Source organism: Actinokineospora sp. HUAS TT18, from assembly GCF_051364635.1.
In the GTDB taxonomy this organism is placed as follows: Bacteria; Actinomycetota; Actinomycetes; order Mycobacteriales; family Pseudonocardiaceae; genus Actinokineospora.
In genome coordinates this window covers 5160814-5185957 of record NZ_CP195645.1, presented here as the reverse complement: position 1 = coordinate 5185957, position 25144 = coordinate 5160814, and the positions used below count along the sequence as shown (strand labels likewise).

General features: G+C 71.0%; 26 protein-coding genes. 9 read left to right on the top strand and 17 right to left on the bottom strand.

Annotated elements, in window-relative coordinates; genetic code table 11:
- Positions 1-124 precede the first annotated feature (124 nt).
- Complete coding sequence (shbA, locus tag ACSHT8_RS23815; protein ID WP_436493116.1) at positions 125-757, top strand: RNA polymerase sigma factor ShbA; 633 nt, start codon at positions 125-127, stop codon at positions 755-757.
- Positions 758-799: 42 nt separating this feature from the next.
- Here the strand turns inward: shbA and ACSHT8_RS23810 are convergent, their stop codons facing one another.
- A complete protein-coding gene (locus ACSHT8_RS23810) occupies positions 800-1150 on the bottom strand; it encodes a nucleotide pyrophosphohydrolase (protein WP_436493115.1) in 351 nt (116 codons plus the stop codon).
- A gap of 108 nt (positions 1151-1258) precedes the next feature.
- On the opposite strand from ACSHT8_RS23810, the gene ACSHT8_RS23805 reads away from it, so the two are divergent.
- The 3 genes from ACSHT8_RS23805 (at position 1259) to ACSHT8_RS23795 (ending at position 4709) form a co-directional block, all read left to right on the top strand.
- A complete protein-coding gene (locus tag ACSHT8_RS23805; protein WP_436493114.1) occupies positions 1259-2746 on the top strand; it encodes a hypothetical protein in 1488 nt (495 codons plus the stop codon).
- Entirely contained in the window at positions 2743-3291 is a 549-nt protein-coding gene (locus ACSHT8_RS23800) for a hypothetical protein (RefSeq protein ID WP_436493113.1), read from the top strand. The genes ACSHT8_RS23805 and ACSHT8_RS23800 overlap by 4 nt, the downstream gene beginning before the upstream one ends.
- Positions 3292-3440: 149 nt before the next feature.
- Positions 3441-4709 carry an MFS transporter gene (locus tag ACSHT8_RS23795; protein ID WP_436493112.1) on the top strand — a complete coding sequence of 423 codons (1269 nt, stop codon included), beginning with the start codon at positions 3441-3443 and terminating at the stop codon, positions 4707-4709.
- On the opposite strand, the gene ACSHT8_RS23790 is transcribed toward ACSHT8_RS23795, so the two are convergent.
- The 4 genes from ACSHT8_RS23790 to pheA form a co-directional block, all read right to left on the bottom strand.
- Positions 4710-5519, bottom strand: coding sequence for an ABC transporter permease (locus ACSHT8_RS23790; protein ID WP_436493111.1), 810 nt, complete (start codon positions 5517-5519; stop codon positions 4710-4712).
- Positions 5516-6526, bottom strand: coding sequence for an ATP-binding cassette domain-containing protein (locus tag ACSHT8_RS23785; RefSeq protein WP_436493110.1), 1011 nt, complete (start codon positions 6524-6526; stop codon positions 5516-5518). The genes ACSHT8_RS23790 and ACSHT8_RS23785 overlap by 4 nt, the downstream gene beginning before the upstream one ends.
- 125 nt (positions 6527-6651) lie before the next feature.
- Positions 6652-7245 carry a histidine phosphatase family protein gene (locus ACSHT8_RS23780; RefSeq protein ID WP_436493109.1) on the bottom strand — a complete coding sequence of 198 codons (594 nt, stop codon included), beginning with the start codon at positions 7243-7245 and terminating at the stop codon, positions 6652-6654.
- Between the two features lie 11 nt (positions 7246-7256).
- Complete coding sequence (pheA, locus tag ACSHT8_RS23775; protein ID WP_436493108.1) at positions 7257-8171, bottom strand: prephenate dehydratase; 915 nt, start codon at positions 8169-8171, stop codon at positions 7257-7259.
- A gap of 99 nt (positions 8172-8270) precedes the next feature.
- On the opposite strand from pheA, the gene ACSHT8_RS23770 reads away from it, so the two are divergent.
- From ACSHT8_RS23770 to ACSHT8_RS23760, 3 genes are all read left to right on the top strand, one after another.
- The gene (locus ACSHT8_RS23770) at positions 8271-8873 is read left to right on the top strand and encodes a macro domain-containing protein (protein ID WP_436493107.1); all 603 of its coding nucleotides are present in this window, start codon (positions 8271-8273) and stop codon (positions 8871-8873) included.
- A 151-nt stretch (positions 8874-9024) separates the two neighbouring features.
- Positions 9025-9960: a type I pantothenate kinase gene (coaA, locus tag ACSHT8_RS23765; RefSeq protein WP_436493106.1), complete on the top strand. Its 936-nt coding sequence runs from the start codon at positions 9025-9027 to the stop codon at positions 9958-9960.
- Between the two features lie 3 nt (positions 9961-9963).
- On the top strand, positions 9964-10581 hold the full coding sequence (locus ACSHT8_RS23760) for a response regulator (RefSeq protein ID WP_436493105.1): 618 nt from the start codon (positions 9964-9966) through the stop codon (positions 10579-10581).
- Here the strand turns inward: ACSHT8_RS23760 and ACSHT8_RS23755 are convergent.
- From ACSHT8_RS23755 to ACSHT8_RS23735, 5 genes are read right to left on the bottom strand one after another with little or no spacing between them, the layout of a single operon-like run.
- Positions 10578-10928, bottom strand: coding sequence for a PLDc N-terminal domain-containing protein (locus ACSHT8_RS23755; RefSeq protein ID WP_436493104.1), 351 nt, complete (start codon positions 10926-10928; stop codon positions 10578-10580). The two genes, ACSHT8_RS23760 and ACSHT8_RS23755, sit on opposite strands and share 4 nt — an antisense overlap.
- A 31-nt stretch (positions 10929-10959) precedes the next feature.
- On the bottom strand, positions 10960-12078 hold the full coding sequence (locus ACSHT8_RS23750; protein WP_436502162.1) for a histidine kinase: 1119 nt from the start codon (positions 12076-12078) through the stop codon (positions 10960-10962).
- Between the two features lie 2 nt (positions 12079-12080).
- On the bottom strand, positions 12081-15101 hold the full coding sequence (gene cydD / locus ACSHT8_RS23745; protein ID WP_436493103.1) for a thiol reductant ABC exporter subunit CydD: 3021 nt from the start codon (positions 15099-15101) through the stop codon (positions 12081-12083).
- Entirely contained in the window at positions 15098-16105 is a 1008-nt protein-coding gene (cydB, locus tag ACSHT8_RS23740; RefSeq protein ID WP_436493102.1) for a cytochrome d ubiquinol oxidase subunit II, read from the bottom strand. The genes cydD and cydB overlap by 4 nt, the downstream gene beginning before the upstream one ends.
- 10 nt (positions 16106-16115) lie before the next feature.
- Positions 16116-17579, bottom strand: a complete 1464-nt coding sequence (locus ACSHT8_RS23735; protein WP_436493101.1) for a cytochrome ubiquinol oxidase subunit I — start codon at positions 17577-17579, stop codon at positions 16116-16118.
- Positions 17580-17665: 86 nt separating this feature from the next.
- On the opposite strand from ACSHT8_RS23735, the gene ACSHT8_RS23730 reads away from it, so the two are divergent.
- Positions 17666-18259, top strand: a complete 594-nt coding sequence (locus ACSHT8_RS23730; RefSeq protein ID WP_436493100.1) for a TMEM165/GDT1 family protein — start codon at positions 17666-17668, stop codon at positions 18257-18259.
- Here the strand turns inward: ACSHT8_RS23730 and ACSHT8_RS23725 are convergent.
- The 6 genes from ACSHT8_RS23725 to ACSHT8_RS23700 all read right to left on the bottom strand — a co-directional run bounded on the left by ACSHT8_RS23725 (position 18256) and on the right by ACSHT8_RS23700 (position 22820).
- Positions 18256-18846 (bottom strand): hypothetical protein, encoded by a 591-nt coding sequence (locus ACSHT8_RS23725; protein WP_436493099.1) that lies wholly within the window; start codon positions 18844-18846, stop codon positions 18256-18258. The two genes, ACSHT8_RS23730 and ACSHT8_RS23725, sit on opposite strands and share 4 nt — an antisense overlap.
- Positions 18847-18898: 52 nt before the next feature.
- Positions 18899-19138, bottom strand: coding sequence for a DUF397 domain-containing protein (locus tag ACSHT8_RS23720; RefSeq protein ID WP_436493098.1), 240 nt, complete (start codon positions 19136-19138; stop codon positions 18899-18901).
- Positions 19104-20003, bottom strand: a complete 900-nt coding sequence (locus ACSHT8_RS23715) for a helix-turn-helix domain-containing protein (protein WP_436493097.1) — start codon at positions 20001-20003, stop codon at positions 19104-19106. Before ACSHT8_RS23715 ends, ACSHT8_RS23720 begins: the two co-directional genes overlap by 35 nt.
- Before the next feature lie 89 nt (positions 20004-20092).
- Entirely contained in the window at positions 20093-20767 is a 675-nt protein-coding gene (locus tag ACSHT8_RS23710) for a helix-turn-helix domain-containing protein (RefSeq protein ID WP_436493096.1), read from the bottom strand.
- Positions 20767-21957 carry a fumarylacetoacetase gene (fahA, locus tag ACSHT8_RS23705; protein ID WP_436493095.1) on the bottom strand — a complete coding sequence of 397 codons (1191 nt, stop codon included), beginning with the start codon at positions 21955-21957 and terminating at the stop codon, positions 20767-20769. The genes ACSHT8_RS23710 and fahA overlap by 1 nt, the downstream gene beginning before the upstream one ends.
- On the bottom strand, positions 21954-22820 hold the full coding sequence (locus ACSHT8_RS23700) for a hypothetical protein (protein ID WP_436502161.1): 867 nt from the start codon (positions 22818-22820) through the stop codon (positions 21954-21956). The genes fahA and ACSHT8_RS23700 overlap by 4 nt, the downstream gene beginning before the upstream one ends.
- A 68-nt stretch (positions 22821-22888) precedes the next feature.
- Here ACSHT8_RS23700 and ACSHT8_RS23695 point away from each other — a divergent pair, with 68 nt between their 5' ends.
- Positions 22889-24061 (top strand): homogentisate 1,2-dioxygenase, encoded by a 1173-nt coding sequence (locus ACSHT8_RS23695; RefSeq protein ID WP_436493094.1) that lies wholly within the window; start codon positions 22889-22891, stop codon positions 24059-24061.
- On the opposite strand, the gene ACSHT8_RS23690 is transcribed toward ACSHT8_RS23695, so the two are convergent.
- A complete protein-coding gene (locus tag ACSHT8_RS23690) occupies positions 24058-25110 on the bottom strand; it encodes a hypothetical protein (protein ID WP_436493093.1) in 1053 nt (350 codons plus the stop codon). The two genes, ACSHT8_RS23695 and ACSHT8_RS23690, sit on opposite strands and share 4 nt — an antisense overlap.
- Positions 25111-25144 lie beyond the last annotated feature (34 nt).

The following is a 25144-nucleotide window of genomic DNA, read 5'->3' as shown; positions in this document are numbered from 1 at the left end:
GACGCACAGTGCGACGAAAGTCGGAAACTACCCGAAATCGGTCGGAAAAGAATCCTCCCCTGTGTATTTCGCGCCTCTCCCCCCGCTCTGTTAGGGGTGTAGGTCACTGGCGCAGGAGGACGCGATGTTGTGCACGGTGGAGCTGGATGACGAACTCGCGGAACTGGAAGCCTCACTCCGGGTCACCCGGCCGCGGCCCCCGGTCGATCGGCACACCATCGACGAGGCGGTCTCGGCCGCCATCGCCGGTGACGCCCGCGCGACCCAGGAGCTGCTGGTCTTCCTGCGCCCGCTCGTCGTGCGCTACTGCCGGGCGAAGCTGGGCAGGCTGCCCCGCTCGTTCAGCAGCCCCGACGACGTCGCCCAGGAGGTCTGCGTCGCGGTCTTCCGCGCGCTGCCCAGCTACCAGCAGCTCGGCCGACCGTTCCTGTCGTTCGTCTACGGCATCGCCGCCCACAAGATCGCCGACGTGCACCGCGCCAACACGCGCGACAAGTCCGACCCGACCGCGGAGGCACCGGACGTCATGAGCCTCGAGGACGGCCCGGAACAGATCACTCTGCGCCACGAGCTCGCCGAGCAGACCGGCGCCCTGCTGCGCATCCTCACCCAGCGCCAGCGCGACATCCTCGTCATGCGGATCGTCATGGGCATGTCCGCCCAGGAGACCGCCAACGCCATCGGCACCACCGCCGAGGCCATCCGCGTCGCCCAGCACCGCGCGCTGAACCGGCTGCGCAAGCAGCTGGCCGCCTGACCGCTAGGCCGGGTCCCGCGTCGAGGGGGCACGGGACCCGGCCTAGTCCTTCGGCACCCGCCGCAACGCGGCGCGGCCCGCCGCCGCGGGGAAGCGGTGTTCGTTGCGGTCGATCTTCGCGTTGGCGGCCTCGATGAGGTCGATGTCGAGCGTGTCCGCCAGCCGCACCAGGTAAAGCAGCACGTCGGCCAGTTCGTCGGACACCTTGGGCCGCAGGTCCGGATCGGCGCCCGCGCGGGCCGCCTGCTCGGGGGTGAGCCACTGGAACAGCTCGGTCAATTCCCCGACTTCACCGGTCAGCGCCATCACCAGATTCTTCGGGGTGTGGAACGGTTCCCAGTCACGAGCGGCGATGAATTCGCGTTGGCGTTCAGCCAATTCCTCAAGCGTCACCGCGCCAGTCTTGCAGGAGATCGCCGCGAGATAAGTGGGTCAAGGTAACGGTCCGATCGCCGATATGCCAGTCTCACCCCTGTCACAAAGCTCCTGGGGGAGGCACACGTGAAGAAGACCTGGCTGAAGATCGTCGGCGCCATCGCCGCACTCAGCGCCACGTTAGTCGTCGTCGGACCCGCCGAAGCACACCACGAGGACATGGCTGTCCGGGTGCAGGAGGCATGGGCCGACGCGAGCGCCCGCAACACAACGGTGGCGATCTCCTACATGGACCGCGTCACTGGCGAGTACCGCGACAACGGGTCCATGGCACACGCCCGGTTCGGCTCGGCGTCGCTGGTCAAGCTGTTCATCGCGGACGACGTGCTGTACCGCGCGTGGCGCGGCGAGTTCGTGCTGTCCGACTACGACTGGCAGCAGCTCAGCGTCATGCTGCGTTCCTCGGACGACCCTGCGGCGAGCCGGTTCTGGTCGAGCAAGGGCGGCCCGTCGATCGTCACCCGGATCAAGAGCCGCTACGGGCTCAACGAGATCCAGCCGCCCGCGAGCGCGCCGTGGTGGGGCCTGACCCAGGTCACCTCGTTCGACATGACCCTGTACTACCAGCGCATGATCAGCGGCGCGGGCGGCCTGCCGAGCTTTCTGATCGACTACATGATCGCCCAGCTGCGCGCCTCAACGCCGAACGGCACCGACGGCTTCTACCAGCGCATGGGCCTGCCGGACGGGCTCCCCGGCGAAGGCGTCATCGGCGTCAAGCAGGGCTGGATGTGCTGCATGAACGACGTGCGCACGATCCACTCCACCGGCATCGTCGGCGCCGACGCGCGCTACATCGTGAACGTGCTCGGCCAGGAGGGCACCGGCCCCGGCTGGGAGCACACCAAGACCTCGGTCACCCGCGTGGTGCAGAAGCTGTTCCCGTCCGGCCGGATCCCGCGCCCCGCCGAGCACAACCCGTTCGGCTCGTTCGACGTCGCGGGCCTGGACCCGGCGAAGATGGTGCTGCGGTCCCAGGGCTGGGTCATCGACCCCGACACCACCGGTCCCGCTGTCACCCACCTCTACATCGGCGCGGGCGGCTTCGACCTCGGCCCGTCGGCGGTGAACCGGCCCGACATCGGCCAGCACTTCCCCGCCTACGGTTCCGCGCACGGCTTCGACGCGACCTACCCGGTGCCGGGCGGCAAGTACAACGTCTGCGCGTACGGGATCAACGTCAGCTACGGCGACGCCAACGCGTTCCTCGGCTGCAAGGCGCTCGACGTGCCGCAGAAGCCGTTCGGCTCGCTCGACGCGGTGACGCCGAGCGCGGGCGCCATCCGGGTCACCGGCTGGGTCATGGAGTCCGAGCTGGCGCCCAACCAGTCCCCGGCGCACCTGCTCATCGACGGTGTCGCCTACGACATGGGCTGGGCCTCGGTCAACCGGCCCGACCTCGCCAACGGCTACGGCCGGTTCGGGACCTACCACGGCTTCGACCACACCCGCGCGGTCGCGCCCGGCACCCACCAGGTGTGCGTGCGCGGCGTCGACCTCGGCATCGCCGCGGGCGACACCGTGCTGGGCTGCCGGACGGTGACCGTCCCGTGATCACTCGCGTGAGCCTGCTCGCCGCCGGGGTCCTCCTGGCGGCGGGCGGGTGCACCACCCCGGCCGGGGACACGCCCGACCCGAGCGTGACCGGCACGCCGTCGGTGGCGCCGCCGCCGTCGGACCCGGCGCTCACGACCGTGCCCGCCGCCACCGCGCTCCCCCCGCCGTCCACCCGCCCGTCGATCACCGCCTCCGTCGACCCCAACTCGATCGCGGGACAGGCCGCGGCCCTGTCGGGACCGGCGCGCGGCACGATGTCGCTGGTGATCGACGGACTCGGCGAGGTCAACTCCGCGGTGACCGGTGAGTGCGGCGGCTCGACGGTGAAGGTCTCCGCGCCGGAGGCGGCCTCCGTGGTCGTCACGTTCGGCGCGGACAAGTCGACCGTCCGGGTCACCGACGCGGGCCTCGACCTCAACGCCACGCTGCTGCCCGGCGAGTACACCGTGAAGAAGCCGAACCTCGCCATCACGACGACGTTCCGGCCGCAGGGCGGCGACGCCCCCGGCGGCAGGCTCGAACTGAAGCTGGTCTGCGGCTGATCCGAGTCGCGGGTGTCCGGTGAGCGGGTTACGTTCAGTCATTCACCGAGCGGGACTGGTGCGCGTGGAGGAGCGGCTGGGCCGCCCAGCCGGGACAACGCCCGTTCGGAGGTAGTGATCGCGCGCACACCGTCAGTAGCGTCCCTGGCATGGCGGGAACGGGTTCGGCGCGATTACCCATCGCGCCGGTGGGGGGCGGCAGGGTGGGGAAGGACAACCGCCTTCGCTGGCTGCTCGGGTCCAGTGCGCTGTCGAACCTCGGGGACGGGATCGGCAAGGTCGCCTTCCCGCTGCTGGCCGCGAGCCTGACCAGGGATCCGGTGCTCATCGCGGGGTTGTCCGCGGTCTCCTTCCTGCCGTGGCTGCTGTTCGCCTCGCTCAGCGGGGTGTTGATCGACCGGGTGGACCGGCGGCGGGCGATGCTGCTGGCCAACTCGGCGCGGGCGGTGATCGTCGGGGCGCTCGGGCTGCTCGTGCTGGCCGACGCGACCACGATCTGGTTGCTGTACGTGACCGCGCTCATTCTTGGAGTGGTCGAGACCATTGCCGACAACGCCGCGCAGGCGCTGGTGCCCGCGGTGGTGGACCGTGACGGGCTGGAGTCAGCCAACGGGAAGCTGCAGGCGGTCGAGATCGTCGGGCAGACGTTCCTCGGCGGGCCGCTGGGCAGCTTCACCTTCGTGGTCTTCGCGGCGATGCCGTTCCTGTTGAACTCGGTGGGCTTCGCGGTGGCCGCGGTGCTGCTGGTGGCCATCCACGGCCGATTCCGGCCCGCGGTCACCGGGCCGGTGCCGTCGGTGCGCGCGCAGCTCGGCGAAGGTGTGCGGTGGCTGCGCGGCAACGCGCTGATGGTGCGGCTGGCGGTGTTCGCCGCGGCGATGGCGCTGGCGACCGAGCTGGCGCAGGCGCTGCTGGTGCTCTACGCGCTGCAGGACATCCGCCTCACCGAGGCGGGGTTCGGCGTGTTCGCGCTGGTCGGCGGGGCAGGCGGGATCATCGGGGCGTTCTTCGCGCCGCGGCTGAGCCAGGTGCTGTCGCGGCGAACGGTGTTCACCGGGGCGATCGTGACCTGCGGGCTGGCGTTCGCGGCGATGTCGACCGCGGCCGACCCGGCGGCGGCGAGCCTGCTGTTCGGCGTGTTCGCCGCGGCGGTCGTGGTGATGAACGTGATCCTCGGGACCCTGCGGCACGCGCTGGTGCCGGACCACCTGTTCGGCCGGGTCCTGGGCGTGTGGCGTACCGCGGTGTGGGGCGCGATCCCGGTCGGCGCGCTGCTCGGCGGGCTGCTCGCCGCGCAGTTCGGCACGCGCGCGGTGTTCGCGATCTCCGGGGCCGTGCAGCTCCTGCTGGCCGCCTGGGTGTGGTTCGCGCTGGCCGGTCACCGTGCCGAGGTCGACACGGTGACCAGACCGGCGTGACTACTTGCTGGCGACCTTGCGGTACTTCGCGACGGCGACCGGCATGAAGATCACCAGGATGATCACGCACGACAGCACCGCCCACAGCACCGGGTTCTGCGCGGGCCAGCTGTCGCGCGAGGCACCCAGGATGCCGGGACGCGGGTTGGCGAACAGCTCGCGCGCCGCGTCGGCAACCGCGGTGACCGGGTTCCAGTCGGCGATGACCTTCAGCGGACCCGGCATCGACGCCGCCGAGACGAACGCCGACGACACGAACGACAGCGGGAACATCCAGATGAAGCCCGCGCTCTGCGCGACCTGCACGTTGCCGGACAGCATGCCCACCCACGCGCCGATCCACGACATCGCGAAGGAGAACAGCAGCAGGATCGCGAAGCCGAGCACGGCGTCGATGAAGCTGCCGCGGATGCGCCAGCCCACGATCAGGCCGCAGACCGACATGACGACCAGGCCGATCGCGCTGACCACCAGGTCGGAGAACGTGCGCCCGAGCAGCACCGCGGCCCGGGACATCGGCAGCGACCGGAACCGGTCGATGACGCCCTTCTCCAGGTCGGCGGCCATGCCGAGCGTCGTGTACGCGGAGTTGAACGCCACCGTCTGGGCGAAGATGCCGCCCATCAGGAACTCGCGGTAGGCGTCCGGGTTGTCGCCGATGCTGCCGCCGAAGACATAGGCGAACAGCAGCACGAACATGATCGGCTGCAGCGTGGCGCCGAGCAGCAGGTCGGGCTGGCGGCGCACGTTCATCAGGTTGCGCCAGGTCAGCACGCCGCTGTCGCGGGCGTTCGCGGTGATCACACTCATCGGGAAGCCCCCTTCTTGCCGCGCTTGGCCTTCGGGTCGGCCGCGGGCTCGTCTTCGGCCGAGTGGCCGGTCAGCGACAGGAACACGTCATCGAGCGTCGGCCGGTGCAGCGCGACGTCGAGGACGGTCACGCTGTCCTGGTCGAGCCTGCGCAGGGCCTCCACAAGGGCCTTCGGGCCGGTGTCGACCTTGACGGTGACCCGGCGCTGGTGGTCGTCGACGGTCGGCTCGCCCGCGCCGACCGCGGCCAGCGTCTCGACGGCCTTGGGCAGCTCGCCCGCGTCGCCGACCACGATCTCCAGCCGCTCGCCGCCGACCTGGTTCTTGAGCTGGTCGGCGGTGCCGGTGGCGATGACCTTGCCGCGGTCGATCACCAGGATCGTGTCGGCGAGCTGGTCGGCCTCTTCGAGGTACTGGGTGGTGAGCAGCACGGTGGCGCCGTCGGCCACCAGCTCGCCGATGACCTCCCAGGTGTCCATGCGGCCGCGCGGGTCGAGGCCCGTGGTCGGCTCGTCCAGGACGACGACCGTCGGCTCCGCGACGAGCGCGCCCGCCAGGTCGAGCCTGCGGCGCATACCGCCGGAGTAGGTCTTCGACGGCCGGTCGGCGGCCTCCTCCAGGCGGAACCGCCGCAGCAGCTCCCTGGCGCGCGCGCCCGCGTCGGACCGGTTCATGCCGTAGAGCCTGCCGACCATGTAGAGGTTCTCGTAGCCGGTCAGGTTCTCGTCGACGGCGGCGTACTGGCCGGACAGTCCGATGGCCCGCCGGACCGCGTCCGGCTCGGTGATGACGTTGTGGCCCGCGACGTACGCGGTGCCGGAGTCGGGTTTGAGCAGGGTGGTCAGGATGCGCACGGCGGTGGTCTTGCCTGCGCCGTTCGGGCCGAGCAGGCCCAGCACCGTCCCCGAGGGGATCTCCAGATCGACGCCGTCGAGGGCGCGGGTGGACCCGTAGGTCTTCACCAGCGCCTCCGCGTGCACCGCGACCTGGGACGCGGAGGGGGGCATGGCTGTCTCCATGTGTCTTTGGGTCAGTTGCTGTTTTGAGACGCTTTCGAGGCGTCCTCTACGGACACCTGATCGGACCCTAGACCGACCGGCCGACAATCCTCGCCCGAATTAGCCGATGGTGGCTAAATTTCGACGCCGGTCCACTCGACGCAGTGCCATCCGGGGTCGGTGGCCTGCAACAACACGTGCCCGGTGTTGGGGATGAGCCCGGCATTCGCGAGCTGCGGACCCACGTTGTCGGAGAGGTATTCGGCGACGAGTCGGATGACGCCGCCGTGGGTGGCGACGATCACCATTCCGTCGGGATGGTCGGCGCGAATCTTGTCGATCGCGGACAGATAGCGATCGAGGATTTGTTCGCCCGACTCGCCACCCGGCATCGACGGGGTGAGGTCGCCCGCGGTCCACTGGAGGAAGACCTCGCCGAACGCGGTGAGCGCGTCCTGGTCGCTGCGGCCCTCCAGGTCGCCGACCTGCAGCTCGTGCACGCCCTCCAGCACGACGACCGGCAGGCCGTGGGCCTCGGCCAGCGGCGCGGCGGTCTCCTGGGTGCGGATCGCGGTGCTGGCGTAGATGGCGACGATGGGTTCGTGGGCGAGCCGGTCGGCGAGCGCGGCGGCCTGCCTGCGGCCCAGTTCGGTGAGCGGCGGTCCTGGGGGGCGGGAGTCGAGCACGTGCTTAACGTTGGCCGACGTCTCGCCATGTCTCACCAACATCAACCGCAGACTCACCCGGGCTCCTCTCCGCGCAGCGTGGCGATCCACGCCGCCGACGCGTCATAGTCGCTGTCGAGTGTGCCCGGTGCGGCGACCGACGCGGCGCCGTCCGCCTTCGGATAGGAGCCGAGGAAGCGGACTTCCTGGCTGCGCCGGTGCAGCGCGGCGAGCGCGTCGCCCACCCGCGCCTCGCTGACGTGGCCGTCGAAGTCCAGGTAGAAGCGGTATTCGCCGAAGCGGGCGCGCAGCGGGCGGGACTCGATCCGCGACAGGTTGATCCCGCGCAGGGCCAGCTCGGTGAGCATCGCGGCCAGCTCGCCCGGCCGGTGGGCGACGATGACGATCACCGATGTGCGGTCGGCGCCGGTCGGCGCCGGGATCTTGCCGGGCCGGGTGAGCAGCAGGAACCGGGTGACGGCGTCCGGCTCGTCGGCGAGGTCGCCCGCGAGGACGGTCAGCGGGTAGTGCGTGGCGGCGACGGGCGCGGTGATCGCGGCGTCGAACTCGCCGTCGAGGACGCCCACCGCGGCGGCGGCGGTCGAGGTGGCCGCGAGCTGGCGGGCGTCGGGCAGGTGGCGGCCCAGCCAGGTGCGCACCTGGGCCAGGGCGTGCGGGTGGCTGGCCACGGTCTTGATGTCGGCGGCGACCGCGCCGGGGCGCACGAGCAGGGAGAAGCGGATCGGCAGGACGTACTCGCCGACGGCAACCACGGGCTCGGCGACGGCGAGGGTGTCCATGGTCGCCGACACCGCGCCCTCGACGGAGTTCTCGATCGGCACGCAGGCGAAGTCGACGTCCCCGGCGCGCAGCGCGGCGACGGCCTCGGGGATGGTGGGCAGCGGCACCAGCTCGGCGCGCTCGTCGAAACCGCGGGCGGCCTGCTCGGTGAAGGTGCCCTGCGGTCCGAAATAGGCGGTTCTCGGCACGCGCCCACGGTACGCGGCGGCGGCGGCGCCCGGCTGGCCGGATGTGGTGCATGCCAAATGGCGGTTACCCAGCGGCAATAGTGCTGCCATGCTGGCGGTGTGAGCGCGGATTCGGAGACAGGGACGGCCACCGACCTGCGTTCGGACGTGACTGTGCTCGACCTGGTGCTCTGCGCGGTGAGCGACGAACTCGCCGCGGCCTGGGCGAGCGTGGCGTCCGGCCGGGACCGGGTGCGCGTGCTGCGCGGGTCCATTGTGGACTCCGGGGCGGACGCGGTGGTCTCGCCCGCCAACTCCTACGGCTGGATGCGCGGCGGTGTCGACGCCGCCTACGCCGAGTCGTTCCCCACCGTCGAGCAGAGCGTCCGCAGCGCCGTGCTGGCCTACCACGGCGGCGAGCTGCCCGTGGGCGAGGCGCTGGTCGTGCCCACCGGCGTCCGGCGTCCCCCGTGGCTGATCAGCGCGCCGACCATGCGAGAGCCGTCGACCGTGCTCCCGCCCGACACCGTCCACCCGTTCCTCGCCGCCCGCGCGGTGTTCCGCCTGTGGCGCGACGCGACGCTGGAGGACGGCACCCCGGTGCGCACGGCCGTGCGCAGCATCGCCATGCCGGGCCTCGGCACCGGCGTCGGCCACGTCGAACCGGCTGTCTGCGCACGTCAGGTGGCCGCCGCGTGGGACGAGGTCTTCGGCGACCGGTGATCGTTCGGGACACCTACCACAGATGTGCGGTTCACTTCGCCGTCATGTGCACCACACGATCTGTCCCACTAACGGTGTAATCCGTCACAGCGGAAACCCCCTACGACCACCTACCTTGTCGCCTAGGTCCTTCTACGGCAGGGAGTCGGACATGGCGCGGGTGCGCGAGCTGAGTCCGTACGTCGAACTCCGCCGTGAGCAGTGGCGGCAGCTGCGCGAGTCCACCCCGCTGCCGCTGACCCTCGACGAGCTGGTCGAGCTGCGCGGCCTGCGCGACCCGGTCGACCTTGAAGAGGTCGTCGACGTCTATCTGCCGCTGTCCCGGCTGATCTCCCTGCAGGTCGCGGCCCGCCAGCGGCTGTACGAGGCGACCACGGCGTTCCTCGGCGAGGACGTGCACGAGGCGTCGAAGGTCCCGTTCGTCATCGGCATCGCGGGCAGCGTCGCGGTCGGCAAGTCGACCACCGCCCGGCTGCTGCGCACCCTGCTGGCCCGCTGGCCCGACCACCCGCGCGTCGACCTGGTGACGACGGACGGCTTCCTGTTCCCCAAGGCCGAGCTGATCCGCCGCGGCCTGATGAGCCGCAAGGGCTTCCCCGAGAGCTACGACCGCCGCGCCCTGCTGCGCTTCGTCGCCGAGGTCAAGGCGGGCGCCGACGAGGTCCGCGCCCCGGTGTACTCGCACCTGGCCTACGACATCGTCCCCGGCGAAGAGCAGGTCGTGCGCAAGCCGGACATCCTGATCGTCGAGGGCCTGAACGTCCTGCAGCCCGGCCCCCGCCTGGCCGTGTCCGACCTGTTCGACTTCTCGATCTACGTCGACGCCCACCCCGACGACATCGAACGCTGGTACATCGACCGCTTCCTGGCCTTCCGCGGCACCGCGTTCGCCGACCCGGCCTCCCACTTCCACCACTACGCCGCGCTCACCGACGAGCAGGCGCAGGAGGAGGGCCAGCGGCTGTGGAAGCGGACGAACGAGCCGAACCTGATCAACAACATCCTCCCGACCAGGCCACGCGCCACGCTGGTGCTGCGGAAGGGCTCGGACCACCGGATCAGCCGGGTCAGGCTCCGTAAGCTCTGACCCATGATTCGGGTGCTGCTGGTGGACGACCACGAGGTGGTCCGCCGCGGCCTGCGCGACCTCCTCGACGGCGAGGACGGCATCGAGGTCGTCGCCGAGGCGGGCTCGGTCGCGGAGGCGATGGTCCGCGCCACGGCGACCGGGCCGGACGTGGCCGTCGTGGATGTTCGTCTGCCCGACGGCAACGGCGTTGACCTGTGCCGATCCCTGCGCGCGCTGAAGCCCGCCCCCGCCTGCTTGGTCCTGACCGCGTTCGACGACGAGCGCGCGCTGGTCGAGGCGATCATGGCCGGAGCGGCGGGGTACCTGCTCAAGCAGGTGCGCGGGCAGGACTTGGTGACCGCCGTGCGCGAGGTCGCGGCGGGCCGATCCCTGCTGGACCCGGTGACCACGGCCCGGGTACTCGACCGGATGCGGCGGCCGGACGACCTCGCGGGCCTGACCGAACGCGAGCGCGAGGTACTGACACTGGTCGGCGAGGGCTTGTCGAACCGCGAAATCGGCGAACGCCTGTTCCTGGCGGAGAAGACCGTCAAGAACTACGTGACCAGTGTGCTGGCAAAACTAGGAATGCAGCGCCGAACCCAGGCCGTAGCCTGGGTCGCAAAACGTGATCACTAGCCGGATTCGCGGCCCTTGCGGCGCTGTTCCTCGGCGCGCTCGCGGCAGCGGCGCAGAAACTCTTCGTCGGAGGCCGAGTCGCCCGCGGCGAACCGGCCGGGGCGGTCGTACTCCGGGAACCGCGGGCTGGGCCGCTCGTAGGCGCTATAGGTCCGGCCGGCCTGCTGCGGGCGACCCGCGACGAGCCAGGCGATCGACCCCACCAGCGGGAACAGCAGCACGAGCAGGACCCAGCCCATCTTGGGCAGGTTCCGGCACGACAGTTCCGGCGTGGTGATCACATCGACGACGCAGAAGATCCAGAGCGCGAGGATCGCGAACCCCGTGACTCCACCGAGATAGAACATGACCGCACTCCCCAGTTCGGTGACCGGGGGATCATGCCACAGGCACTTCCCAGGTCACCGTGGTCCCCGACCGCGGCGACGACCGGACCGCGCACGTCCCGCCGACCTGTTCGGCGCGCTCCTTGAGGTTCTTCAGTCCGCGCTGCGTCACGCCTTCGGGGATGCCGCAGCCATCGTCGGCGACGGTCAGCCGCAACCGATCGCCGTCTCGCCGCAAGTGGACGGCTACGCGCAGGGCGCCCGCGTGGCGGACCACATTGGACAACGCCTCCCGCAGCGCGGCGCGGGTGTTGTCGGCGGTGGCGGCGGGGATGCCGTCGACGTCACCAGCGATGTCCAGGCTGGGCGCGAACCCGAGCAGTTCCCGCGCGGTGCCGACCTCAGCCCGGGCCGACTCGGAAAGCGCGGTCGGCGGCTCCGGGTCGGGCTGCCGCAGAGCCCGAACAACAGCCCGAACGTCAGCGATCGCGGCGTCCAGTTGGTCGACGGCGTCCGACAACCGGGTCGCATCGGCCTTGGCGAGTTTCTTCGACGGCCTGCGGGCCAGCAGATCAAGCTGCATCCCGGCCGCGTAGAGGCGCTGGACGATCACGTCATGCAGATCGCGTGCGATCCGCTCGCGCTCCTCGTAGAGATCAACCCGCTGCCGAGCCGTGGCGCCCTCGGCGAGAACCAGCACCAGCCCGGCCTGCGCAGCGAACGCCGTCAGCACGTCCACCGTCGCCGGGGTGAACAGCGCCGCCCCCTTGCGCCGGTACACCGTGAGCGCGCCGAGCCGACGCTCCCGAGTCCCGAACGGCGCCGCCGCGAACGGCCCGTAGCCCCGCAACTCGCGCGGTACGTACGGCGCCGTCCGGGGATCCGTGGTGACGTCGTCGGCCACGATCGGCACCCCAGCCCGCGCGACCCGTGCCGCCGAAGATCGCGATGACAGGGTCAGGCCGATCGGCTCCTGCGCTCCGTGCGCGGCCTCGACAGTCAGCGAGCCATCGTCAGCCCGAGCCATGACGAGCCCGAGATCAGCCTCCGCCAACGCGGCCGCGCTGCGGACGACGAGGCTGAGCACCGCCGCCGGATCGTCGCCGGAAAGCGCCGCGGTGGCGATCTCCGTCGACGCGGTGAGGGTGCGCGCGGCAAGGCTTGGGTCGATGGTCAATGGTAAGCCGCCTCCCGGGCCCGGCCCTCGCGCACTTCCACCACGAAGTCGGCAAGCGCGGCCTCCTCCGGCTTGTGCGTCACGTGCACGACCGTCGCGCGCACCCCGTGGATCGCGGTCAACACCTGATCAGCACTGGCTCGGTCGAGGTGTGCGGTGGGCTCGTCGAGCAGGAGCAGGTCGGCGTCGGCCAGCAGCGCGCGGGCGAGGGACACCCGCTGTGCTTCCCCGCCGGACAGCGTCTTGGCCTGGGCGTCGAGCAGGTCCGGCAGACCCGCCTGGCGCAGTGCGGCGAGCATCTCGGCGTCGGTCGCGGGAGCGGCCAGGCGCAGGTTCTCCCGCACCGTGCTCGCGATGAGCATCGGGTCCTGCGGACACCAAGCGACCTTGGCGGGCCTGCTCGCGTCGCCCACGAAGCCGAGCAGGGCCGCGATCAGCGTCGACTTCCCCGCCCCCGACGGCCCGACCACGGCGACCCGAGCGCCCGCAGGCAGCTCCAGCTCCACTCCGCGCACCGCGGGCGTGCTCGCCCCAGGCCACCTCAGGTCGCCGGTGATCACGCAGTTCTCGGAGACGCGAACGGTCGACGGGCGCGCGACGAGCGATGTAGTCCTCCGCTGCGCGGCACGCAGCGGGGCCAGGTGGCTGACCGCGGGCGGCAGCAACAGCAGCGCGTCGGCCAGCGCGAGAGGCACCAACGCCACGACCGGCACCAGGACCGGATTCAGCCCGCCCGCGAGTCCGAGGCTCACGACCGCCGCCAGCCCCAGCGCCGCGGTGATCAGCGCGGACCCGGCTCCCGCGCCGAACGCCTGGCTGCGGGCGCGCGCGGTGAGTTCGGCGTCCGCCCTGGTCAACGCCGTGCGCAAACGTTTGTCCCGGCCGAACGCGACGAGGTCGGCCGCGCCGTCGAGCAGGGTCAGCACCCGCGCGGCGAGGTCCCGCTTCCCCTCGGCCAGCCGAGCCGTCGCCCGACGCTCGGCCAGCGACGTCAGCGCTGGTCCCCCCAAGCCCGCGACGAGGACCGCCACCGCCAGGACCAGCCCGGCGACCGGCAGGATCGCCGTCTGCACGGCCACCGCCGCGACCGCCACCACCCCGACGACCACTGGCGGAACCACGACCCTCGGCGTCAGATCCCGCACTTGGTCCACGTCGTCGACCAGCCGCCGCAGGCCCTCGTCCGGCCGCGTGAACCCCGTGAGCGCCGACCACAGCCGGACCCGCGACTCGGTCGCCGCCCGGAACGCCGCGTCATGGGTGACGAGCCGCTCGACATAGCGCAGCCCGGCCCTGGCCAGCCCGAACGTCCGCACCCCCACCACCGCGACCGACAGCGCCAGGATCGGCGGCTGCTGCGCGGCCCGCGCGATCAGCCACGCCGACAGCGCGGTCAACGCGATCCCGCACAGCACCGCCGCGGCCCCCAGCGCCGCTCCCCCCACCGTCCGCGGCGTCAGCAGCGACCGCAGCGGCGCCCCCGCGCCCTCGACGCCGTCCGCGACCTCGACGGTCGCCGCCGCGGTCACCTCACCCGGCACCTCGGCCGCGCGATGCGTCACCAGCACGGCCGCGATCCCCCGCTTGGCCACCACCGACATCACCTGAGCGGCGGTGGCCTGGTCGAGGTGCGCGGTCGGCTCGTCGAGCAGCAGCAGCCGGACCCCCGGCCGGGCCAGCGCCCGCAGCACCGCGACGCGCTGCCGTTCCCCCGCCGACAGGTCCGCGACCCGCCTGCTCAGCAGCGCGTCGGCGGCGAGGTCGCGGGCGAGGGCCGGGTCGTGCGGCCCGACCTCGTCGGCGACCACGGCCTCGGCGAACACCGGCCGCTGCGGCACCCACCCGATCAGCCGCCGCCAAGTCGACATGTCGACCTCGGCCAGCGGCACCCCGTCCACCAGCACGTCCCCCGACGTCGGCGCGACGAACCCGAGCAGCACCGCCAGCAGCGTCGACTTCCCGCTGCCGCTCGGCGAGTCCAGCCGCACGACCTCGCCGGGCCGCACCACCAGCGACACCCCGTCCGGGGCGAACCCGTCCCGCCGCGCGACCCGCAGGCCCTCGACCCGCAGCTCGGCGAAGTCCGACACCGCCCGACCCCCACCGGGCGGCACCTCCGGCACCTCGGCGACCCGCCGGACCGCCTCCATCCCGTCGGCCGCCGCGTGGTGCGCCGCCCCCGCCGCGCGCAGCGGCAGGTAGCACTCGGGCACCACGACCAGCACGAACAGGCCCACGACCAGCGGCAGGTCCCCCGACACCAGCCGCAACCCGATCACCACGGCCACCAGCGCCACCGACAGCGTCGCGATCAGTTCCAGCGCCAGCGCCGAGGTGAACACGACCCGCAGCACGCCGAGTGTGTTCCGACGGTGCGCCTCCGATGTCCGACGGACCGCCTCGGCCTGGGCGCGGGCCCGGCCGAAGGCGGTCAGCACAGGCAGGACACGCACCAGTTCGAGCAGATGACCGGACAGCCGTTCGTCCGCCGCCGCGGCGTCGCCGACGCGGTCCTCGGTGTAGCGGCCGATCAGGATGGCGAACAGCGGGATCAGCGGCACGGTCAGCGCCACGACCAGCGCGGACGGCCAGTCCACCAACAGAATGACCGCGCCGACGCCCAGCGGGGTGACGGCGGCGGTGACCAGGGCGGGCAGGAACGTGCCGAAGTACGCGTCGAGCGCGTCGAGGCCGCGGGTGGCCAGGGCGGTCAGCTCCCCGGGGCCGCGCGCGGTGACCCATTCGGGTCCCGCCGCCATCGCCCGGTCGAGCAGCACCGCCCGCAGTTCCGCCTTGGCCCCGGCCGCCGCGCGGGCGGCCACGACCTGCGTCGCCCAGCCGAGCAGCGCGCGGGCGATCACCGCGAGCGCGAGCCAGCCCAGCGTGCCCGACCCGGTGATCGCCGCGGCGATGGCCCACGCCTGCCCGACCGCGGCGGCCGCCGCGGCGACGGCGAGCAGTCCACAGAGGACCAGAGCCCGCCGCGCCGATGGCGAGAGAACCCGAAGCGCATTCATGGGGCGTGCACCGCCGGGATGTGCGCGGCGCTGACCCGCTTGCGGAACACCCAGTACGTCCAGCCCTGGTAGACGAGCACGGCGGGCGTGCCGAACAGCGCGACCCAGCTCATCACCCCCAGCGTGTACGGGCTCGACGCCGCGCCCGCGACCGTCAGCGAGAACTCCGAGTCCAGAGTGGACGGAAGCACGTTCGGGTAGAGCGATCCGAACAGCGCGACCACCGACGCCGCGATGACCACCCCGAGCGCGGCGAACGCCTGCCCCTCCCGGCCGCGGTCGATCCGCTCGAAGGCCACCGCCGCGCCGATCACCGCGACCGCCACCGCCGCCCACGTCCAGACCGCACCCGCCTCGACCTGCGCCCACACCAGCAGCCCGCCCAGCGGCAGCAGCGCGTACGGGCCGATGCGCCCGGCCAGCCGCCGCGCCCGCAGCCGGATGTCGCCGTCGGTCTTCAGCGACAGGAACACCGCGCCGTGCACGAGCGCGAACCCGGCCAACGCGATCGCCCCGAGCACCGTTTCCCAGCGCACGGCGGCGAACACCGAGCCGACCCGGTTTCCGTTGGCGTCGAGCGGCAGGCCGAACACGGTCGTGGCGATGAGCAGGCCGAAGCCGAGCGCCGGGATCCACGACCCGACGACGATCACCCGGTCCCACCGCCGCCGCCACCGCGCCGAGTCGACCTTGCCGCGGTACTCGAAGGCCACGCCGCGGCCGATCAGTCCGACCAGGACCAGCAGCAGCGGCAGGTACGCGCCGCTGAGCAGGGCGGCGTACCACTCGGGGAACGCGGCGAAGGTCGCGCCGATCGCGACGATCACCCACACCTCGTTGCCGTCCCATACCGGCCCGATCGTGTTGATCATGACCCGGCGCTCGGTGTCGTCCTCGGCGAGGACCGGCAACAGCATGCCGACGCCGAAGTCGAAGCCCTCCAGGAACAGATAGCCCAGCCACAGCAAGGCGATCACACAGAACCAGACGACCGCGAGATCCATTCCCCGCTCCTCAGTACGCGAACGCGAGCGTGTCGCTCGGTTCGTCGGCCTTCTTCTCCGGCATCACGGCCGCGACCCCACCGCGCGCGTACCGGACCAGCAGGAACACCTCGACCACCGCGAGCGCGCCGTAGAGCAGCGTCAGCACGATCAGCGACGTCAGCACCTCACCGGCCGCCAGCCCCGACACCCCGCGCGCGGTGAACAGCCACACACCGTCCACACCGGACGGATTGGGCGCCACGACGAACGGCTGCCGTCCCATCTCGGTGAAGATCCACCCCGCGCTGTTGGCCGCGAACGGCAGCGCGATCCCGGACAGCGCCAGCCACGGGAACCAGCGTCCGCGCGGCAGCCTGCCCTTGCGCGTGAACCAGAGCACGGCCGCGCCGACCCCAGCCGACAGCGCGCCGAGGCCGATCATGAGGCGGAAACCCCAGTAGGTGACCGGGAGCATCGGGACGTAGTCGATGGGCTTGCCCGACAGCTCGCCGAGCCGCTCGTCGACGGGGTAGTTGGTGCCGTACTTCTCCTGGTACTCGCCGACGAGTTGGGTGATGCCGCGGACCTCGGTGGTGAAGTCGTTGTGCGCCAGGAAGGAGAGCAGCGCCGGGACGGTGATGGACTTGACGTTGTCGCAGTCCGGCCTGGCGACGTCGCCCACGGCGAAGACCGAGAACCCGGCGGGCTGCTCGGTCTCACACAGCGCCTCGGCGGCGGCCATCTTCATCGGCTGCTGCTCGAACATGAGCTTGGCCTGCAGGTCCCCGGTGCCGGCGAGCGCGGCGAACGCCACGATGCCGACCACCCCGCCGAGCTTGACCGACGCCCGCCACACCGGCTCGTCGCCCCGGTTCCGCCACAGGTGCCACGCCCCGACCCCCACCAGGAACGCCCCCGCCACGGCGAAACACCCGGCGACGGTGTGCGGCACAGCGGTGAGCGCGGTGTTGTTGCCGAGCACCGCCCAGATCGACGTCAGCCGCGGCCGCCCGTCCACGAGCTCCACGCCGACCGGGTGCTGCATCCACGAATTGGCGGCGAGGATGAAGTACGCCGAGGCGATCGTCGCGAGGCTGAACGCCCACGCGCAGGCCAAGTGGACCTTCTTCGGCAGCCGGTCCCACCCGAAGATCCACAGCCCCAGGAACGTCGACTCGACGAAGAACGCGACCAGGCCCTCCATCGCGAGCGGCGCCCCGAACACGTCGCCGACGAACCGCGAGTACTCACTCCAGGTCATCCCGAACTGGAACTCCTGGACGATGCCGGTCACCACCCCCATGGCGAAGTTGATCAGGAGCAGCTTCCCCCAGAACTTCGTCATGCGCAGGTACTTGGGATCCCCGGTCCGCACCCACGCCGTCTGCATCCCGGCGACGAGCACGGACAGGCCGATCGTCAGCGGGACCATGAGGAAGTGATAGACGGTGGTGATCCCGAACTGCCACCGCGCTAGATCGAGTACGTCCACGCTGACCAGCCTGTTTCACTGTGACGCGGGACGCCACCCGCCCCGGTCCCGCCTGCCCGGGACCTAGGTCCCGGTTAGGGTTGGTCGTGGGAACAGCACTGATCGCCTTCTTGTCCGCCTACGCCTTGGTCTTCGTCGTGGAGCTGCCCGACAAGACCCTGGTGGCGACCCTCATCCTCACCACGCGGTACCGCGCGCTGCCGGTGTTCGCGGGGGTGAGCGCGGCCTTCGCGGTGCAGTGTGTGATCGCCGCCGCATTCGGCGGGGTGCTGACGTTGTTACCTGAACGGGTGGTGGCGGCGGTCGTCGCGGTCCTGTTCGCGATCGGCGCCGTGCTGCTGCTGCGGGAGGGCTTCTCCAACCGCGAGGACGAGATCGATGAGGCAGGCCCAACCGTCGCGGTCTCCTTCTGGCGCGCGGCCCTGACGTCGTTCGGCGTCCTGTTCGCCGCCGAGTGGGGCGACGCGTCGCAGATCGCCACGGCCGGGCTGAGCGCGCGGTACGCCGAGCCGGTGTGGGTCGGTCTGGGTGCGTGGGCGGCTTTGGTGTCGGTGGCGGCTATCGCGGTGCTGTTGGGCAAGAAGATCGCCGAACGGATCAAGCCGCACTTGATCCAGCGGGTGGCGGGCGTGGTGTTCGCCGGTTTCGCTTTGGTGGCGGCGTACCAGGCGATCTTCTAAGGAGCCCAGATCAGCGGGTTCTCGTTGTAGTACGGGCCGTTGTACTGGACGTCCACGACCGGGTTCCCCGCTTTCGAGAGCACGACGAAGCACAGGTCGTAAGCGGCACCCTTGGTAGGGAGGCTGTTTGTCGCTGGTTTGGTGTGATTCGCGCACTGACGCAGCGGCGGGTTGAACGTGTCCCAGGCAGGGGTCAGCTTGTCTTGGAGGCCGAAGCGGATGTTGATGGGCAGGAAGTCGGACATGTCCCGGTCGGACTCGTTGCGGACGGTCAGCCGGACGAAGTAGGGAATCAGGCCCTCGGTCCGCTCGTAGGTCTTGATCAGCGAGTACTTCTTCTCCTCGATCGCGGTGACCGTGATCGACACCAGCCCGTTCTCCCCCGTGGTCTGCGCCTCGATGGTGAGCGGCTCGCCGGGCTTGGCTTTGGTGCCGGGCTTGACCGCGCCGGGCAGGAAGCGGCGGGGCAAGGGCTTGGACGGCGCGTCGGAGATGGTGGGCTCGGTTGGCGGTGGTGCCGCGGGTTCCGCGGTGGGCTGACAGGCCACGAGGGCGGCCGCGAGCACGAGGCATGACCAGCGCTTCATTGATTTCTCCCCAGAAATTTGATGCCGGGGAGACGGTACTTGCCGCCGAGTCCTAGTCGGTCAACGAGGTGACGAACGCCGCCCATGCGGGGGCGGCGACGGCAAGGAAAGGGCCGTCCGCGTTCTTGGAGTCGCGGACGGCCACGGCACGATCGGTGAGCAGGACTTCGACGCAGTCGCCCTGCGGATTGGTGCTATGGCTGCTCTTGCGCCACCCGCTGAGCAGAACTTCGACGCAACTGCCCTGCGGATTGGTGCTATGGCTGCTCTTGCGCCACCCGCCGCTCGTCATCCCAGTTGCCTTCCGCGCGGTCGTACTCATCGGCCAGCTTGGCGATGAGCGCCCGCGATTCTCCCACAGGCAGCGCGACGTTCGCTATGTTCGGGAGAAGCGCACGGAACGGATCGACATACTTGGGATCCTCGAGAAACAAGGTGCCCATCGTCGCATCGAGGCAGACAAGCGGCTTGTGCCGCCGGTAGCCTAGGTATTTGAACGTGCCGCCGAAGAGTACTTTGCCCCGAGCGGCCGATGGGACGACCCGGATGCCGATGTGCCGGTGCTCACCGAACATCAGCAACATCCGCAACTGCTCGGTCATGATCTGACAGTCACCTAGCGCCATGCGCAGCACGCGCTCATGGATGAAAAAGGTGAACCTGGCGGGATTCTGCCTGAACATGATCCGCTGGCGCTCGACCCGGATGTCGACAAGCGCATCCATTTCGTCGTCGGGCAGATCGAAGTCCGCGAACAGGGAGCGAATGTAAGGCTCGGTTTGCAGCAGTCCCGGGATTACTTCGGGATCGTAGCTCGCGAAACGGTCAGCGGTCGCCTCGTGGAGAATCAGGGATCGCAGGGAATCCGAGATCCATTGGCTGTTCGGGCAGATCCAGTATCCGCGCTGATCGCGGACCTCACGGAAGAAATCCGTCAGCCGACGGACTTCCCTGCGTCCCGCGCCGCACGCAGCGAGATAGTGAACTACGTCGACCTCGGAGGTGTTTCCCCGTTCCCCGGTCTCCATGCGGAACAGGGTGGGCACCGGGTGGCCGACCCTGGCGCTTAACTGAACCAGTGTCAGCCCGGCTGCGTTCCGTTGTTCCCTCAACATCATGCCCAGTTCGCGGGCCACCGCGCGGTGTCGTTCTCCCATTCCTTACACGGTAAGGAAAACGGGCCCGCTCGGTGCCGTTCGCGGCGTGGTTCACCCCATCGCATGACCGCGTTTCAGCCTGCGAAATATCAGCGCAGTGCGTCCGCCACCGCGGCGGCGGCGGCGATGACCTTCGGCCCGACCGTCGCGCCGTCCAGCGCCTCGAACGTCACCACGCCCACGCTCGCCCGCAGGCCCGCGACGCCGAGCACGGGAGCCGCGATGCCGTGGGCGCCCGCCTGGAGTTCCCCGGTCGACCCGACCCAGCCCTGCTCGTCCGACCGCAGCCCAATGGCTTTCCCCGAAGCGCCCTTGTGCAGTGCGTGACGGGTCCCGACGCGATACGCGACGTGATACGCCGTCCACGACGGCTCGACCACCGCCACCGCCTGCGCCTCATCGCCGTCCGCGACCGTCAAATGCGCGGTGGCACCGACTTCCTCCGCCAACGCGCGAAGCGCCGGAAGAGCCGCGATGCGCAACTGCGGAGCGACCTTGGCCGCCAACTGCAGCAGCCCCAGGCCAAGCCGCACCCGCGAACCCTCCCGCCGCACCAGCCCGCGCGCCTGCAGCGGCACCAACAGCCGGTACACGGCTGCCCGGGACGCGCCGATGGCGTTGGCGAGGTCGCTGATCGTGGGGGCCTCGGTGTCGGAGTCCGCGACGGCCTGCAGCAGCGCCAGGCCCCGGTCGAGGGTCAGGGAACTCTCCTTGGCCGCGCCCGCGGGTCGGACGATCGGGCCCGCCGATCTGATTCCAGGCATCAGGTGGCCTTCACGATCGTGCCGACGACCGCCGACAGGCCGACGATCGAGCCGTCCGGGCCGGGCGCGGTCGCCGCGATGGACACCGTGTCGCCGTCCTCCAGGAACGTGCGCTCGGCGCCGTCGTCGAGGGTGATCGGCTCCTTGCCGCCCCAGCTCAGTTCGAGGAACGAGCCGCGCTGGTGCTTCTCCGGGCCGGACACGGTGCCCGACGCGAACAGGTCGCCGGGGCGGACGGTGGCGCCGTTGACGGTCATGTGCGCCAACTGCTGCGCGCACGAGTAGGCCATGCCCGCGAACAGGGGGCGCGACACGACCGTGCCGTTCCACTCGACTTCCAGCCGGATGTCCAGGCCCCAGGACTGCTCCTCGACCAGGTAGTCCAGCCGCGCGTGGCCCGGCGAGGGCACGTCGACCCTGGCCGCGGCGAACGCCTCGAGCGGGGTGATCCAGGCGCCGATCGACGTGGCGAAGGACTTGCCGAGGAACGGGCCGAGCGGCACGTACTCCCACGCCTGGATGTCGCGCGCGGACCAGTCGTTGACGACCGCGACGCCGAAGATGTGGTCCGGGGCCGCCGACACCGGCACCTGACCGGCCACCGGGCCGCCGCAGACGAAGCCGATCTCGGCCTCGATGTCGAGCCGGACGCTCGGGCCGAACACCGGCGCCGGGTCGGTCGGGCCCTTGCGCTGGCCGTGCGGGCGCACGATGTCGGTGCCGGAGACGACGACCGTGCCCGCGCGGCCGTGGTAGCCGACGGGCAGGTGGGTCCAGTTGGGCAGGAGCGGGTCGCCGTCGGGGCGGAACATCTTGCCGACGTTCTCCGCGTGGTCGCGCGACGAGTAGAAGTCGACGTAGTCGCCCACGGTGAACGGCAGCACGGGCCGCACGTCCGCCAGCGGCAGCAGCACGGCTCCGTTCGGCGCGGCCGAGGCGGTGACCAACTCGGTCAGCCGTGCCCGCAGCGTCGACCAGGTCGGGCGACCGGCGGCGAGCAGCGGGTTGAGGTTGTCGGCGGCGACCAGGTCGGCCAGGTCGCCGAATGCGGCGGCGATGGGCCGCAGCGGCAGCGCGTGGTCGCCGACGCGCACAGCGACGCCGTGGCCGTCCAGGACGCCGTAGGGCAGCGTCTGGGGGCCGAAGGGGCGGTCCTTGGCGAAGGCGGGGTCGTCGATCCAGCTCGTCACAGCAGTCCCAGTTCTTCGAGATCCTCGACCGGCTCGGTCAGCGAGCACGATCCGTACGAGCCGAACACCGCGCGGACGGCGTGCGCGGCCTGGTCGGTGAGGCCCTTGGCCTCCTCGGCCAGCGCGGCGCCGTCGGTGATCGACAGGGCCTCGCGGACGTCGCCGCCCGACAGCAGGCGCGCGGTGGCGACCAGCAGGTTGAGGAAGCCGTGGTGGGTGAACCCGGTCTCGTGGTCGACGTGCCGGACGGCGTTGTGCAGGCCCGCGGTCGCCTTGAACGAGGCCTCCCCCGCGCTGATCACCGACAGGAAGTCGGCGACCTCGTCAACGCTGGGGAACTGCTCGTTGCTGAGGCCGCCGCAGCGGATCTTCGGCCAGCTGCCGTGCTCGACCACCCGGCGGATGCCTTCGAGCCACTCAGGGCCGCCGCGGCGCGGCTCGACCACGCGGATGACGTCTTCCGGGACGAACTCGTTGACCCGCTCCAGCCAGACGTCGTCGACGTCGGCGGGCGCGGGCATCTCGACCATCCGCAGCGCCAGCAGCTCGGCTCGCGACTCGACGATCGACAGGGCCTTGGGCACGCCGCCCAGGCCGGTGTCGATGACGAGCGAGAGCGCTACCGGCTTGGCAGGCTTGGCCTTGATGAGCTCGGTGATCAGCTCGGGGAGACGTGACGCCTGACACAAGAAGACGCCCATCACCCCCGCGTGGTCACCGTCGCGGCCTTCGAGGTGCATTCGCACCGCGTCAGGCATGGCGGCGTTGCCCGGTGGGAACAGGGCGGCGTCGTCGACAAGCCGCGCGAACAGCGGCGGAATGCCTCGGGGACCGGGCGCTGGGAGAGGAACGGCGCTTGACACGGCTGACACGCTAGTAGTGTATCGGCAACTGAACAAAGATGTCCGCAGAGCGGACGCTCGGAGGAGCAATGCCGTACTACCGCCGGGTGGGGGAAATCCCCCCTAAAAGGCACACCCAGTTCCGCTCCCCGGAGGGGAAGCTCTACGCCGAAGAGCTCATGGGCGTAGAGGGCTTCTCGTCCGACTCAGCGCTGCTCTACCACCGCCACCTGCCGACGGCGATCGTCAACGCCGAGGTCGTGGAGGACTTCCGCGGCCCGCTGGTGGCCAACCACCCGCTCAAGCCCCGCGCCTTCCGCTCGCAGGACCTCAAGTGGTCCGGCGCGAACGCGGTGACGTCCCGGCGGACGCTGATGGGCAATCCCGACGTCGTCATCGGCTTCGTCGTGGCCACCGAGCCCAGCCCGCTGTACCGCAACGCGGTCGGCGACGAGCTGCTCTACTGCCAGGGCGGCACCGGCACCGTCGAGACGATCTACGGCGCCCTCCGCGTCGAGGACGGCGACTACCTCGTCATCCCGACCTCGACCACCTACCGCGTCGTCCCCGACGACGAGCTGCGGCTGCTGACCGTCGAGGCGAGCGGCCACATCGGCCCGCCCAAGCGGTACCTGTCGAAGAAGGGCCAGTTCCTGGAGCACGCGCCCTACTGCGAGCGCGACCAGCACGGCCCGACCGAGCCCCTGCTGGTCGACGGCGAGGACGTCGAGGTCCTCGTGCGCCACCGCGCGGGGCTGACGAGGTTCACCTACGCCAACCACCCGTTCGACGTGGTCGGCTGGGACGGCTGCCTGTACCCGTGGGTGTTCAACATCCGCGACTTCGAGCCCATCACCGGCCGCGTCCACCAGCCGCCGCCGGTGCACCAGACCTTCGAGGGCCCCAACTTCGTGGTCTGCTCGTTCGTCCCGCGCAAGGTCGACTACCACCCGGAGTCGATCCCGGTGCCGTACAACCACGCGAATGTCGACTCCGACGAGCTGATGTTCTACGTGCGCGGCAACTACGAGGCCCGCAAGGGCTCGGGCATCGAGATCGGGTCGCTGTCGCTGCACCCGAGCGGCTTCACCCACGGCCCCCAGCCGGGCGCGGCGGAGGCGTCGATCGGCGCGGACTACTTCGACGAGACCGCCGTCATGATCGACACCTTCCGCCCGCTGGAACTCGGCGAGGCGGGCGTGGAGAGCGAGGACGCGCGCTACGCCTGGTCGTGGGCCAAGCGCGGCCCGGACTGGTCCTAGTCCTCGAACTCCGCGACGCTGAGGAACGGATAGCCGGGCAGCCCCACGGCCACTGTGCCGCGGGGCTGTCCCGCGATCCACAGCTGCCCAGTCGCCACCGCGTTGGCGCGCAACTCCTTGGCGCCCTTGCGCAAAGTGACGGCCCGGCCCGCGCACTTCAGCGCCTCTCCGTGAACCGAGACCGGCACCGACTTCCACGGGCCCACAGCCAGCAGCTTGTCCACAGTGGACCAGTGCCGCAGCTTCGCGATCCGCCAAGCCAGCAGCCCCGCGATGGCCGCGGTGCCGACGAGCACGCCGATGACCAGCGGAGCCTGGTCGGCGCGCAGGTCGCGGCTGAACAGGTCGAACACCATGACCAGCGCGAACACCATCAGCAGCGCGGGCAGGACCACGTCGGTCCGGGACCGCTTTCGTGGGGTCGCGGTCGTGTGCGCCAGCACGGCGTCCGACGCGGCGATCGGCACGCGCACCGGGTCGTCCTGCACGACGTTGATCTCGTAGCCCGCGGCGACCTTCTCGGTGGTCATCTTGGCCTGGCCGAGGGGCAGCGCGAGCCCGGTCGAGCGGATCGCCGCGTTGCCCCGGTCGTCCGGGCCGACCAGCCAGATCCGACCGGTGCGGGCTAGCACCTGCTGGGCCGCCCACGGCAGCGCGTTGGCCACAAGGTTGATCGTCTTGTCGCCGTCCTTCACCGCGAGCTTGGACTTCGGCAGACCCTTGCCCGGCCGGTAGACCTTGACGGTGGCCTCGCGCCAGGACTGCGTCCGCAGGAGCTTCGCGGCGGGGCCGACCCAGGACCCGATCATGACGAACGTCAGCACCGCGGCCAGCAGGAACGCCAGCGCCGCGATCCCCAGCAGCGCCACGAGGACCCACCCCGCGCCCGCCAGCCCCAGTGTGACCGCCGGGATGCCCAGCGCCATCGCCGCGGCGGGCAGCCCCAGCAGCGGCGTCCGCACCGACCGGAACGCCGCGGCGGTGTGCGGGTCCTCCATCGCCGGGATGTCCGTCGGCGGCTCCAGTGCGGGAGCCTCACGCTTGCTCAACAGACCACCTCGCACGCTCGGTGGCGTTCGCCGG

Excerpts from the sequence above, each read along its gene's own strand:
- shbA (WP_436493116.1), top strand. The coding sequence starts at position 125 with ATGTTGTGCACGGTGGAGCTGGATGACGAACTCGCGGAACTGGAAGCC.
- ACSHT8_RS23795 (WP_436493112.1), top strand. The coding sequence starts at position 3,441 with ATGGCGGGAACGGGTTCGGCGCGATTACCCATCGCGCCGGTGGGGGGC.
- ACSHT8_RS23790 (WP_436493111.1), bottom strand. The coding sequence starts at position 5,519 with ATGAGTGTGATCACCGCGAACGCCCGCGACAGCGGCGTGCTGACCTGG.
- ACSHT8_RS23785 (WP_436493110.1), bottom strand. The coding sequence starts at position 6,526 with ATGCCCCCCTCCGCGTCCCAGGTCGCGGTGCACGCGGAGGCGCTGGTG.
- ACSHT8_RS23780 (WP_436493109.1), bottom strand. The coding sequence starts at position 7,245 with ATGTTGGTGAGACATGGCGAGACGTCGGCCAACGTTAAGCACGTGCTC.
- coaA (WP_436493106.1), top strand. The coding sequence starts at position 9,025 with ATGGCGCGGGTGCGCGAGCTGAGTCCGTACGTCGAACTCCGCCGTGAG.
- ACSHT8_RS23760 (WP_436493105.1), top strand. The coding sequence starts at position 9,964 with ATGATTCGGGTGCTGCTGGTGGACGACCACGAGGTGGTCCGCCGCGGC.
- ACSHT8_RS23755 (WP_436493104.1), bottom strand. The coding sequence starts at position 10,928 with ATGTTCTATCTCGGTGGAGTCACGGGGTTCGCGATCCTCGCGCTCTGG.
- cydD (WP_436493103.1), bottom strand. The coding sequence starts at position 15,101 with ATGAATGCGCTTCGGGTTCTCTCGCCATCGGCGCGGCGGGCTCTGGTC.
- cydB (WP_436493102.1), bottom strand. The coding sequence starts at position 16,105 with ATGGATCTCGCGGTCGTCTGGTTCTGTGTGATCGCCTTGCTGTGGCTG.
- ACSHT8_RS23725 (WP_436493099.1), bottom strand. The coding sequence starts at position 18,846 with ATGAAGCGCTGGTCATGCCTCGTGCTCGCGGCCGCCCTCGTGGCCTGT.
- ACSHT8_RS23720 (WP_436493098.1), bottom strand. The coding sequence starts at position 19,138 with ATGACGAGCGGCGGGTGGCGCAAGAGCAGCCATAGCACCAATCCGCAG.
- ACSHT8_RS23715 (WP_436493097.1), bottom strand. The coding sequence starts at position 20,003 with ATGGGAGAACGACACCGCGCGGTGGCCCGCGAACTGGGCATGATGTTG.
- ACSHT8_RS23710 (WP_436493096.1), bottom strand. The coding sequence starts at position 20,767 with ATGCCTGGAATCAGATCGGCGGGCCCGATCGTCCGACCCGCGGGCGCG.
- ACSHT8_RS23695 (WP_436493094.1), top strand. The coding sequence starts at position 22,889 with ATGCCGTACTACCGCCGGGTGGGGGAAATCCCCCCTAAAAGGCACACC.